Genomic DNA, 12404 nt, shown 5'->3' on the forward strand with positions numbered 1-12404 from the left:
TCGCGTTCATCCGCGACTCAGATCTGCCGCATCAGCTCGGCGAGCAGCTGCTTGTCGTTGGCGAACGTCATCGCGACATCGACACCGAGGCGCCCTGCCCGGACCAGACGCGCCATCGCGAGCTCGAAGCTCACCATGCCATCGGCGCGGCCCTTCTGAATCTCGCTCTGGATCTGGTGCCCTCGTAGATCGCGGATCTTGGCCGCCACCGCAGTGGTCACCAGCAGGCGCTCGTAGGCCGGCACGCGGGCCGGCGGGCGTGTCGAGGGCAGCAGCACCTGGGTGATGACGGCTCGCAGCACCGCCGCGAGCTGCACGCGGATCTGCCCCTGCTGGTGCTCGGGGAACACGTCGACGACGCGATCGATCGCCATCGAGGCGCTGCCGGCGTGCATCGTCGCGAGCACGAGGTGGCCGGTCTCGGCGGCCGTGAGCGCGGCAGCGACGGTCTCGCGGTCGCGCAGCTCACCCACCATGATGATGTCGGGGCTCTCGCGCAGCGCGGCTCGCAAGCCAGCGGCGAAGTCGGCGACGTGGCGGCCGATCTCGCGTTGCTGCACCAGCGCGCGCGCGGGCTGGTACTCGTACTCGATCGGATCCTCGAGCGTGATGACGTGTTTGGGTGCGGTGCGGTTGACGTGCTCGACCAACGCGACCAACGTGGTCGACTTCCCGGCGCCCGCGGTGCCGGTGACGAGCACGAGGCCGCTGCGGTGTTGCGTCAGCTCGTGGAAGTCGTCGGGCAGTGCGAGCTCGCGAAGGCTCGGCACATCGGTGCGGATCGGTCGTAGGGCCGCCGAGGCACCGCCGTGGCGGCGGAACAGGTTCACGCGCCAGCGGCGGCCAGCGCCGCGATCGCGGAGGTCGAGCGCGATGTCGGTCGAGCCCGAACGTGCGAGCTCGTCGCGGTGCGCGGCATCGAGGTGGGGCTCGAAGTAGCCCAGCAGTGCGGGCTCGTCGAGGATGACGTCGTCGAGCTCCATGAGCGTGCCGCCCACGCGCAGTCGCACCGCATGGCCGCTCGCGATCAGCACGTCCGATGCGCCGTGGTGCTCCGCGAGATCGAGTGCCCGCGCGAGCTGGGCGTCGTCGTACGTCCGCGTCGGCGCGGGGCTCGGGCTCATCACCGCAGCGGCGGGCGCCGGCGGGATCGGAGCGTCGGCGCTCCGGCTCGGCGACGCCGCCACCGGTGCTGTTGCCACGCGCGTGGGTGCAGCCGCGGACGTCTTCGCGCCGGCGCGCGGCTCGACCACCGGGCGGAAGCTCAGGCGCAGGTCCGCGGCGGCCCCCGACGGTCGATCGACCAGCACCGAGAACCGATGCCCGTCACCGCTGCGGTGCTCGCTCTCGATGCTGTCGCCACCCGCGAGCGCAGCGCGCTGCGGCTCGGACAGGACCTCCTCGAGGATCATCGCGACCATGTCGGCGTCGAGCGCCGGCATCGAGAGCGCCACCTTCGCGCCGGCGCGCTCGAGCACGGGCGCCGCGGCCGGGCGGATGATCAACGCGGACGCCGACTGGGCTTCGAGCAACTTGAGCAACGGATCGACGATCATGGGATGCGCCTCCGCGCGCGCAGGCACGAGAGTGCAGCCGCCGTGCCGGCGGCCACAAGGCGTGATTTTCGTGGGGCTGCGTGGCGCCCGGGGGCGCTGCGGCGCAGCGACGACGGCCCGGCGTCGGCGGTGCCGCGGACGATCGTGCATGCCCGCGGTGCGCCGCGCTGCCAGTTCGTCACGCGGGCCCGTTGCTCACGAGGGATAGCTGAGTGCGAGTGCGAACGGCCCCACCTCGATGCGATCGCCGCGCTGCAGCTCGGCACGGCCGTGGATCGGCCGCCCGCCGATGCGTACCGAGCCGTCGTCGACCAGCGGTCGCAGCTGCGGGAGGTCGGGCAGGCCGCTCCACTCGAGCACCGCGTGTAGCGGCTGCACATCCGGACCACGCAGGTGGATCTCGACGTCGCGCGCACTGCCGATGCGGTGGATGCCGGGCAGCAGCAGCTGCTGGTCGAAGCCGCCCCAAGGCAGCGTGATCTCGAGCATCGCCGCGACCGCCACGCCGAAGTCGTAGTGGAGGATCGAGCCCAGCGCATTGGCGAGCACGCCGGCGTCGGCGGGCCGTAGCTCGGGGAGCTTCTCCAAGCACTGCAGCACCAGCTCGCCCAGCGCGGGCGGCAGATCGACCAGGTGCGGGTAGCGATCGAGCGGCAGCGGTAGCGCACTGCGGTGCGCCGCCAGCCACGGCACCGGATCGTCGCGCAGGCGATCGCGTACCTCCGAGAAGCCGTGCTCGGGGAAGAACAGGCAACGCCCGCTCAGCAGCTCGTAGAGCACCACTGCGAGGCTGTAGACGTCGCTGGCCGGCAGCAGCTTGTTGCTGTGCAGCTGCTCGGGCTGGCTGTAGTGCGGCGTGCCGACCAACAACCGTCCGATGGTGACCTCGCTGCCGATGGTGCCGGTGCGATCCCAAGCGCGCGCCAGCCCGAAGTCGATCACGCGGACATTGTGGTCGGGCTCGACCCACAGGTTCGCGGGCTTGATGTCGCGGTGCACGATGCCGTGCGCGTGGGCCTCGGCGAGCCCAAGACACGCCTGATGGATCATCCACGTCGCCTGGGCGGCGGGCATCGGCTCATCGAAGTCGTGGAACTCATCGAGCTGCTGACCCTCGAGGCAGTCCATGAGGATGAAGACCCGGCCGTCCTCGCCCTGGCCGGCGGCGTGGACCCGCACCACGTGATGGTTGGTCAGCGTGCGCAGCACCGCGATCTCGCGCAGCGCCCGCGCGGCGGCGTCGGAGTCGCCCACCGGCCGCAGCGACAGCTTGAGTGCGGCGTCGCGGATGAAGCCCGGCGCGCGTACGCGGTACACCGCCGCGAACGCGCCACGACCGAGGACGTCGACGACCTCGTAGTCGCCGTACCGCTCGCCGGGCTCGAGCTCGCCGTCGTCGTTCATGCGTGGGCCTCCAACCAGGCGTCGACCATGGCGGCGAACTTCGGTGCGCGCGCGATGACGATGGTGGCGTGTCGGCGAGCGCTCTGCGCCAGCGCGCGCGCGCGTGCGGGTTCGCGGGCGAACAGCGCATCGGCGAGCCAGTACTCGGCATGGGCGACCGCCAGCGGGTCCCCACCGCGCTTGGCGTGTACCGCCAAGGCCTGCTCGAGCGGGGCGATGGCCTCGTCGGTACGCCCCAACGCCAACAGGGTCGCACCGCGGCAACCGAGCGGCTCGAGCCGCAGCGGCGACATCGGGTCGACCTCTGGCGGTAGCGTTGCGAGCGCGTCGTCGCACAGCTCGAGCGCGGTCTCGAACTCGGCACCTTGGTACGCGACCAGGCCGAGGATCCACAGCGGACGCAGGCGCGCCTGCGCGTACGCTGGGCCCATGGTCGACAGCAGGTCGTTGGCCCGCGAGGCGTGGCTCCGCGCCGACTGGGCGTCGTCGTCATACAGGGCCACGAGCGCCGCGAGCTCCTCGGCGGCCGCGTCGGCGAACGAACCCTCGCCGAAGGTGGCGCGCAGTCGCTCGCTCGCCCGCGAGGCCACCGCGCGCGCGCGGGCAGGGCCGTACAGGTGGAGGTCGAGCACGGCGACCGCGTGCAGTGCCCGCGCCAGCGCGGGCGCATCCGAGACCGTGGGCTTGTCGACGAGCTCGAGCGCGTGACGACACGATGCCTCGCCCTCGACCAGCTCGCCGCGCATGAGATACGACTCGCAGATGTTGACGTAGTTGTCCGACAGCCGCGGGTGGTCGTCGCCGTAGATCTCCCGTGCGATCGCCAGCGCGGCCTCGAAGTCGACCCGCGCAGCGAGGGCATCGCCCTCCAACAGCGTCACGGTGCCGCGGTTGTTGAGCAGCACCGCGCGCCGCGACGACTGTGAGCCCGGCATGCCATCGAGCAGCGACAACGCCTCGCCGTAGGCTGCACGCGCGCGCGGGAGATCGCCGGCGCTCTGGTAGACCGCGCCGAGCATGATGAGGTGACCGGGCGCGTGGGTGTCGGGGCCCAGGCGCACGAGCTCGCTCTCGACCACCGACGCCAGCCGCAGCGCCTCGGGGATGCGCGTCTGCATGACGCCGAGCAAGAACGCCAGCTCGGTCCACGCGACCACGCGCAGGTCGTCGTCGCGGGCGGCGCCCGCGTGCTGGGCCGCGCGCTCGAGCAGCGGCGCGGCCTCGTCGGTGCGGCCGCTGTCGATGAGCTGGCGCGCCAGGAACACCTCGATGTCGGCGGTGGCACCGGGCCAGCCGACGCGCTCGGCCCGGGTGAGCAAGGCCTGGGCCTGGGTCACGCCCTCGAGGGCGATCCAGTGGGTCTGCAGCTCGGTGATGTCGGCTTCGAGCGCGAGCGCGGCCTCGCGCTGTGCTGGGTCGTCGGGCAAGGGGCGATGCGCGAGCAAGCGCTCGGTGTCGTTGCACTCCTGCGCGCCGATGAGATCGTAGGTGCCGATCACTGCGTCGACCGAGGTGTCGGCGGTCGAGGTCGCGAGCCGATCGGTACGACGCTCGAGGTCGGCGAGCCGTCGCGACAGGCAGCGACTGCGGGCATCGAAGGCTGCGTCGGACTCACTGCCGTCGCGATACGCGATGCATGCGGCCTTGGAGAAGTCGCGCCAGTCGCTCGCGAAGGCGGCGAGGTGGTCGAGCGCGCGCTGACGCGCGGCCGGCTCGATGTCGTGATCGGCCAGTCGCCGATCGAGCTCGGCGCGACGGCCGTCGTTCCACACCCCTTCGATCGCTGCGCCGGCCGACGCGCACGGATCGACGGGTTCCTCGCGGTTGCCCAGGCCCATCGCCGCAGCACCGATCCCCACCAGGCCGGCGGCGCCGAGCAGCATCAGCACCGGTCGCCGCCGACGTGGGGGCGATAGCGCGACGATGAGCTCGTGCATGGTCGCAAAGCGCTGCTGCGGATCACGGGCGAGCCCGCGCTCCAGCGCGGCGCGGACGCGAGGCGGCACTTTGCTCTCGCGGGGGAACGAGCGCATCTCACCGCGGGTCACCGCGAACGCGAGCTCGCCGACGGTGCCGCCCGCGAAGGGCCGCTCCCCCGCGAGCGCCTCCCACAGCGCCACGCAGAAGCTGAACTGATCGCTGCGGGCGTCGACCGCGAGCGCGAGGTGCTGTTCGGGTGCCATGTACGCTGGCGTGCCGAGGATCGCACCCGCCAGCGTGACCGGGCGATCGAGGCGGCCCGAGGCCGTGAGCGGCGTGCTCTGCAGGCCCTCGCGCTCGGTGTTGCCGCTGGGTCGCGCGAGTCCGAAGTCGGTCACGCGCACGCGACCATCGCGATCGATGAGCACGTTGTCGGGCTTGAAGTCGCGGTGCACCAGCCCGGCGTCGTGCGCGGCCGCGAGTCCGCGGCCGGCATACACGAAGTACTCGACGATCTCCGCCCACGCGCGTGGCTGCGCCAGCCACTGCCCCATGGTCTGGCCATCGACGAGGTGCATCGCGAGGAACACCTGGTCGGCGATCGAGCCCGCGTCGTACACCGGCACGACGTTGGGGTGGGCGAGTCGCGCCATCGCCTGTGCCTCGCGCAGCAGTCGCGACCGCTCCCGCGCGAGCGCATCCGGGCGCTCGGTCGAGGTGCGCAGGACCTTGAGCGCCACCTTGCGGTCGAGCTCGGGATCGTAGGCGGCGTACACGACGCTCATGCCGCCGCGGCCGATGGGCTCGATGACGACGTAGCGCCCGAAGGTGCTGCCGCGCTCGACCTCGCGTCGCACGGGCACGGCGTCGCTCAAGGTCTCCTGCGACAGGCCGACCTCGCTGCTTTCCCCCGGCTTCGTCACGTCCCCAGACGATCCTACGCGAAGCGGCCGGCGTTGGCCCGGTCGCGACCCCGGCGAAGCGGCCGTTCACGCCGTGTGGGAGCACGTCGCGCGTCCGACCGGCCGCGCCCTTGCGAGCCGTGGCCAGCGGGGTGCCGCGTGGCTACTCGTCGTCGCCGCGCAGCGCCGCGAGCACCGAGATGTCCTCCAGCGTCGTGACGTCCCCGCGGGGCGCCTGACCGGCCGCCAGCTCGCCCAGCAAGCGCCGCATGATCTTGCCGCTGCGCGTCTTGGGCAGGGCATCGGCGAAGCGGATCGCGTCGGGTCGCGCGAACTTGCCGATCTCGGCCGCGACGTGGTCCGCGAGCGCCTCTCGCAGCCGGTCGTCGGGGTCGCGTCCACCCTTCAAGGTCACGAACGCGACCAAGGCCTGACCCTTGAGCTCGTCGGGGCGACCGACCACTGCGGCCTCGGCGACGTCCGGGTGCGCGACCAGGACGCTCTCGATCTCCGCGGTGCCCAGCCGATGGCCGGCGACGTTCACGACGTCGTCGACGCGGCCCATCACCCAGTAGTACCCGTCGGGATCGCGCCGGGCGCCGTCGCCCGTGAAGTACTTGCCGGGGTAGCGCGCGAAGTAGGTCTCGCGGAAGCGCTCTTCGTCGCCCCAGATGCCGCGCATCATCGACGGCCACGTCTGCTCGATCACGAGGTAGCCGCCCTCGTTGTCGCTCGCCTCGGTGCCGTCGTGGCGGAGGATCTTCGGCACCACGCCGAAGAACGGCAGGGTGCACGAGCCGGGCTTGGCCGCGATCGCACCGGGCAGCGGCGCCATCATGATCGCGCCGGTCTCGGTCTGCCACCAGGTGTCCACGATGGGGCAGCGGTTGCCACCGATGACCTCGCGGTACCACATCCACGCCTCGGGGTTGATCGGCTCGCCGACGCTGCCGAGCAGGCGCAGCGACGACAGGTCGTGGCGCGCAGGGTGCTCGTCGCCCCAGCGGATGAACGCGCGGATCGCCGTCGGTGCCGTGTAGAAGATGGTCACGCGGTGGCGCGCGATGATCTCCCACAGGCGATCGGGCCCGGGCTGGTTCGGCGCGCCCTCGTACATCATCACGGTCGCCCGGTTGCACAGCGGCCCGTACACGATGTAGCTGTGGCCGGTCACCCAGCCGATGTCGGCGGTGCACCAGTAGACATCCTGCTCCTGCAGGTCGAACACGTACTTGGTCGAGACGTAGGTGCCGACCATGTAGCCGGCGGTGGTGTGCAGCACGCCCTTGGGCTTGCCGGTGGTGCCCGAGGTGTAGAGGATGAACAGCGGGTGCTCGGCCGCGACCGGCACCGCGTCGCAGTGCTCGGCGGCGCCCTCGACCAGCTGTGACCACTCGTGGTCCCGCTGTGACTGCAGCGTGATGGGATTGTGGGTCCGGCGTAGCACCAGCGTGTGCTCGACGCAGGGGCAGGATGCGAGCGCGCGCTCGACGTTCTCCCACAGCGGCACGATCTTGCCGCGACGCCATGCGCCGTCCTGCGTGATGATGAGCTTGGCGCCGGCGTCGTTGACCCGATCGCGCACCGCATCGGTCGCGAAGCCGCCGAAGATCACGCTGTGGATCGCGCCCAGGCGCGCGCACGCCAGCATCGCGACCACCGCCTCGGGCACCATGCCCATGTAGATGACCACGCGATCGCCGGCGGCGACCCCGAGCTTGCGCAGGGCGTTGGCGCACTTCGAGGTCTCGCGCAGCAGCTCGGCGTAGCTCAGCCGCACGACCTCACCGGGCTCGCCCTCCCAGATGATCGCGGTGCGGTCGCCCGCCCCCGCCGCGACGTGCCGGTCGAGGCAGTTGTAGGCGAGGTTGGTGGTGCCGCCCTCGAACCACCGGGCCTTCGGTGGCTCCCAGCTGCGCACCTGCTTGGGCGCCTCGAACCAGTGCAGCTCGGCGGCGAGCTCGGCCCAGAACCCGGCGGGATCTTCGACGCTGCGGCGGTACATCGTGTCGTAGAGCTCGCGTGAGCCCACGCGCGCCTCCCGGGAGAACTCTGCCGGTGGCTCGAATACCCGCGATTCCTTGGACACACTGACGATCGAATTGGTCATGCGCTGGCCTCGACGACGAGTAGGCGGCTTACCACAGAATCATGCCGTGGCTTCGGCCGGGCCCGACGCGAACGGCGTCGACCGCAAGCGCGGCGGGTGGTGCGAACGCCCTTCGCCGCCCGTGCGGGCGAGCGCGGGCGCGCAACGAAGGGCGGCGTCGCGCCATCGCCCACGGGCGGCGCCTGTGAGCAGGGATACCGGCCCTGCCGCGTGCCTCGGCGCCATCCTGCCCCCGTGGCGACCGGCTCACGACGGGTGTTATCCTGGCTTCGGTCCCGTTCGCCTTCATGCATTCCGCGCTTGGCGTAGAGCGGGGAGGAAGTCAGAGAGAGAGAGATGTCGAAGAAACTGTTTGTCGGCGGGCTGTCCTGGGGCACCACCGACGATCGGCTCAAGGAGGCCTTCGGGCGCTTCGGCGAGGTGACCGAGGCGAAGATCATCACGGACCGAGAGACGGGGCGCTCTCGGGGCTTCGGCTTCGTCACCTACGCAGAGCCCGCGGCGGCCGAGCAGGCGATCAAAGAGCTCGACGGGCAAGAGCTCGACGGGCGCACGATCCGGGTGAACGAAGCGCAGAACCAGACGCGCCCGCGTGGCGGTGGTGGGCCCCGCGACGGTGGTCCTCCGCGCAGCTTCGGCGGCAACGATCGCGGACCCCGTGGCGGCGCACCGGCGGGTGATCGCGATCGCGGCGGTGGCGGTCCTGGACGCGATCGTGATCGCGATCGTGATCGTGATCGTGACTTCGGCGACTTCGGTGACGACGGTGGCGGCCGACGTGGCCGCGGCGCACGTCGCTGAGGTCGACACGCAACGCGCCCGCGGGGCTTGCCGTGGGTGCGTCCGAGTGCACGGGGAGGGGCGTCTTCGCCCCTCTCTTGCGTGGTTGCGTCGCTGCGACGCGGCCGCGTGCCGCGGACGCGTGATTCGCTGGCAGGGCTTTGTCCAAGCTTGGCCATTCGATCGAGATCGACGTTCCTACTGCGTCCCTCGACGATGAACACGATTCCGGTTTTCCCTGATCCAACGGCCAGCTCGCCATCTGCGTGCCGATCCATGGCGGGGATTTTGCGAGGCCCATTGCGGGCGCGTACCGTGATCGCAACACGTGATGGTGGTGAGGCGCGTCGGGATCCTATCGACGATCGGTGTGGCGACGGCGCTGCTGGCCTTCGCGTCGTGGTGCGTCGTGGTGTTGTCGTCGGTGGCCGAGCTGCGCGCGGGGCTCGAGCAGCGCGTCGGATGGCTGTCGCAGCTGCACGGGATCAGCAGTGGCCTGCGTGCGCAGACCGACGCCGGCGCGGCCGCGGAGCTCGACCGCGAGCTGTTCGCGGTCGGCCGCGAGATGTTGCAGTCGCGCGAGACGGGTGATGCGCTGGCGAACTCGATCGCGCGGGCTTCACTCGAGCTGCGGGGCTCGCTCGATCACGACACCGTCGACGGCCGGCGCCGCAGCGATGCGCTGCAGCTGGTCGACGCTTCGGTGAAGGAGCTTCGAGCCGAGAACGCCGCCGTGTCGGCGAAGTTGGGCGAGGAGTGGGATGCGCTGTGTGCGATCGCTTGGAGTGCGATCGGCATCGCGGGCGTGACGACGATGCTGTTCGGGTATCTGGCGATCGTCTCGCTCCCGCGGGTGCGGGCAGACCGTGAGCGCATGCGCCAGATGGCGCGGCGCATGGACGAGATGCAGGCCACCGGAAGGCTGGTCGGGCACGAACTCGGAGGACCATTGACCGTGGTGATGACCAACTTGCAACTGTTGCGCGCACGCGCCAACGGCCCCGGCGACGACGAGGGACAGCGCCTCATCGATGATGCGCTGCGCGCCCTCGCGCGGGCCACCGGCACCCTGCAGGATCTCCGCGCCTCGTCCGACTCTGCGCCGATGCGGGCCGAGGCCGACGTGCAGCTCGCTCTCGACGACGCGCTCGCCGCGGTGGCGCGGCGCGACGGCGCATCACGCGTCCAGATCGAGCGTGCAAACGTACCGATCGTTCGCGTGCCCGAGCCGGTCGTGCGCCGGCTCTTCACCGACGTGCTCGACGCCGCACTCGAGCGCGACGGTGTGTCGCGCGATCGCTCGATCCGCGTGTCGGCCCGTGACGCCGGCGCGTTCGTGGCGATCGAGTTCGGCCTGCCGGCGGCCTGTGCCCCGGCGCTCTCGGTGCCCACCATGGGGCGCGCGGTGGAGTCGATCGGCGGTCGCTTCTCGTTCGAGACCCGCGGCGTCGATGCGGTCGCGCGCTTCGAGCTGCCGGTCGACGGGCCGCTGCCCGCGGTGCGCCCGATTGCGCCGCCGGTCGCGTCCACCCCCGGGCCCACGCCCGCCGCGGCCCCGGCCGCGCTACGCATCCTGCTGGTCGACGATGACGAGCTGGTGGTGGCGTCGGTGCGGCGGGTGCTCAAGAAGCACGTCGTCGACGCAGAGCTCGATGGCCGGCGCGCCATCACGCGCCTGTGCGAGGGCGACTACGACCTCGTGCTGTGCGACGTGATGATGCCCGGCACCAGCGGCATCGAGGTCTTCGAGCAGGTCGCGCGACGACGGCCCGAGATCGCCGCGCGTTTCGTCTTCATGAGCGGCGGCGCGGTCGACCATCGCGTCGAGCGCTTCCTCGCCGAGCAGGCCCCCGCGCGAATCGACAAGCCGTTCGGTAGCGAGGCGCTGCGCAGCTTCGTCGAGATGCGCGTGGCGGCGCTGCGCGCGTGACGGCCTACTTGCCGTCCTTCTTCTCGGGCTCCTGATACCAGGCGAGCGGCTCGACCAGCCCGTCGAGCTCGTCGAACTCGACCTTCACGCCGTTGTTCGAGAACCACAGCTCGTTGTTGGCCAGCGGCGCGCGGCGCTGCGCGATGAAGAGGATCGGCTCGGCCTTCTTGTTGTAGCCCAGCTGCACGATCGCGTTCTTGATCCACTTGCCGGTGTCACCGAACGTGAACTCGCGCTGCAGGCGATAGAAGCCCTCGTGCGGCAGCTTCACCAGGGTCTCGCCCCAGTTGAGCGAGTTCGCCGGGACCTTGATGCCGGGCATCTGGAACCGCCACTGGTTGTGGGTGTTCGTGGCCGGCAGCAGCACGGACGCCGGCGCGAACTCGCCATCGGTCCGGATCAGCACGAGCTGATCGGGCCCGACCTGCGCCTCGAAGCCGGGGAGATACTTGCTGGTCTTGTAGATGCCGGGCTCGTACTTGAACGCCATGGGAGAGGGCGAACCATAGACGAGCCCGGCGGGGCGGGGAAGCGATCCGGGGAAAAATCGGCGGCGCGAGCCACCCCGCCTGGAGTCCCAGCTCGGGCGGCGTGGCTATGCCAGGCCGACCGCGCGCGCGAAGGCCTCGAGCCGTGGGCGGGCGGCGGCGAGATCGTCACGGGTCTTGATCGGCAAGAACCGCGTGTCGCGGTCGACGTCGAGGAACGCCGAGGGCACGAACTCGGTGACCTGCCCGATCAGCTGTTCGAACTGCACGACCTCGCGCTCACCGCCCGAGGGCCACGCGATCTTCTTGCGCACCGCGAACCACGACAGCGGGAAGCTGCGGTCCATCGCGCTGGTGCGCAACCACAGCGTGTTGGTGTTGAAGTGGGGGTAGTCGGCGAGGTCGGTGCCGAGCGGCAATCGGAAGCCCTCGATGATCGCGGGGCGCCCGCCCGGAAGACACGCGACGCAGCCGCCGGCGTCACCGGCGATGCGGCGCACGACCTCGACCGAGACGTCAGCGCCGCCCTGCAGATGGGCGCCGAGCACGAGGGGATCGAGTGACGCACCGACGTTGTCGACGTTGGAGACGAGGATGTGCTCGACGCCGCGCTCGCGCAGCGCGGCGAGGGTCCCGCTGCCCACCAACCGCGCGAGCGTGTCGCCGTGGCCGGGCGCGGCGTACAGCGTGTCGTCGTCGAAGTCCGCGGCCTCGGGCAAGCTCGCCAGCGGGGTGCCGTCGGGCAGCACGCGCGGCATGATCGACTGGCTGAACCAGAGACGATCGGCCGGCGCGAGCCCGGCCCAATCGATCGCATCGACGTGGGCTCGGCTGGCGGCCTCGGTTGCGAAGCTGAACATCAACACCACCGGGATCGCGCCGCCGATCGCCTTCGCGCGCTCGCGGACCTCGGCCAGCTTGATGGCGAGGAAGCTGCTGTTGGGGGCGCCGTCGACCACCGGCACGACCCCCTTCGCGCCGCCGCCGAAGCGCGTCGCCATGCCACCGCCGAGCACGAGCACCGCGACCTTGCCGGCCCGCAGGGCGTCGAGGCCCAGCTCGGTGCGTTGCGCCCTCGCGCTGGGGTCGGCGAGGTCGAGCGGCGGGGTCGCGAGCGGCGTCGGGGCCTGGGTCAGGCGATTGGCCGCGGGGTCGAGCGCACCGGTGCTGACGCGGGCGCGCAGCTCGTCGAACGCGACGCGATCGAAGGCGTGATGGGCGACGGACGGGCGGAGTTCCACCGCCGATCGGTATCACGTCTCGCGGCGGGCTTCATCGCGTGGCGCGGGGCGGCGTCGAAGCGTCTTGCGGCCC

8 protein-coding genes are annotated in these 12404 nt (G+C 71.3%); 2 read left to right on the forward strand and 6 right to left on the reverse strand.

Translation table 11 applies throughout. The annotated features are described in order from the left end of the window. Positions 1-17: 17 nt before the first annotated feature. The 4 genes from IPH07_37970 to acs form a co-directional block, all read right to left on the reverse strand. On the reverse strand, positions 18-1556 hold the full coding sequence (locus IPH07_37970; protein MBK6923239.1) for a PilT/PilU family type 4a pilus ATPase: 1539 nt from the start codon (positions 1554-1556) through the stop codon (positions 18-20). Between the two features lie 195 nt (positions 1557-1751). Continuing rightward, positions 1752-2960: a protein kinase gene (locus IPH07_37975; GenBank protein ID MBK6923240.1), complete on the reverse strand. Its 1209-nt coding sequence runs from the start codon at positions 2958-2960 to the stop codon at positions 1752-1754. Then, positions 2957-5803 (reverse strand): serine/threonine protein kinase, encoded by a 2847-nt coding sequence (locus tag IPH07_37980; protein ID MBK6923241.1) that lies wholly within the window; start codon positions 5801-5803, stop codon positions 2957-2959. Before IPH07_37980 ends, IPH07_37975 begins: the two co-directional genes overlap by 4 nt. A gap of 142 nt (positions 5804-5945) precedes the next feature. After that, entirely contained in the window at positions 5946-7892 is a 1947-nt protein-coding gene (acs, locus tag IPH07_37985) for an acetate--CoA ligase (protein MBK6923242.1), read from the reverse strand. Positions 7893-8228: 336 nt separating this feature from the next. Here acs and IPH07_37990 point away from each other — a divergent pair, with 336 nt between their 5' ends. After that, positions 8229-8693 carry an RNA-binding protein gene (locus IPH07_37990; GenBank protein ID MBK6923243.1) on the forward strand — a complete coding sequence of 155 codons (465 nt, stop codon included), beginning with the start codon at positions 8229-8231 and terminating at the stop codon, positions 8691-8693. A 349-nt stretch (positions 8694-9042) separates the two neighbouring features. After that, positions 9043-10602 carry a hybrid sensor histidine kinase/response regulator gene (locus IPH07_37995; GenBank protein MBK6923244.1) on the forward strand — a complete coding sequence of 520 codons (1560 nt, stop codon included), beginning with the start codon at positions 9043-9045 and terminating at the stop codon, positions 10600-10602. A 4-nt stretch (positions 10603-10606) separates the two neighbouring features. On the opposite strand, the gene IPH07_38000 is transcribed toward IPH07_37995, so the two are convergent. Beyond that, positions 10607-11092 (reverse strand): hypothetical protein, encoded by a 486-nt coding sequence (locus tag IPH07_38000; protein ID MBK6923245.1) that lies wholly within the window; start codon positions 11090-11092, stop codon positions 10607-10609. Positions 11093-11197: 105 nt separating this feature from the next. Then, positions 11198-12331, reverse strand: coding sequence for a UTP--glucose-1-phosphate uridylyltransferase (locus IPH07_38005; GenBank protein ID MBK6923246.1), 1134 nt, complete (start codon positions 12329-12331; stop codon positions 11198-11200). Positions 12332-12404: the final 73 nt, after the last annotated feature.

This window comes from Deltaproteobacteria bacterium (genome assembly GCA_016709225.1).
Classification (GTDB): Bacteria; Myxococcota_A; Polyangia; order Nannocystales; family Nannocystaceae; genus Xiheibacterium; species Xiheibacterium phototrophicum.

What these genes read in the sequence shown, in the direction of transcription:
- IPH07_37990 (MBK6923243.1), top strand. Translation starts at nt 8,229, where the DNA reads ATGTCGAAGAAACTGTTTGTCGGCGGGCTGTCCTGGGGCACCACCGAC.
- IPH07_37970 (MBK6923239.1), bottom strand. Translation starts at nt 1,556, where the DNA reads ATGATCGTCGATCCGTTGCTCAAGTTGCTCGAAGCCCAGTCGGCGTCC.
- acs (MBK6923242.1), bottom strand. Translation starts at nt 7,892, where the DNA reads ATGACCAATTCGATCGTCAGTGTGTCCAAGGAATCGCGGGTATTCGAG.
- IPH07_38000 (MBK6923245.1), bottom strand. Translation starts at nt 11,092, where the DNA reads ATGGCGTTCAAGTACGAGCCCGGCATCTACAAGACCAGCAAGTATCTC.
- IPH07_37975 (MBK6923240.1), bottom strand. Translation starts at nt 2,960, where the DNA reads ATGAACGACGACGGCGAGCTCGAGCCCGGCGAGCGGTACGGCGACTAC.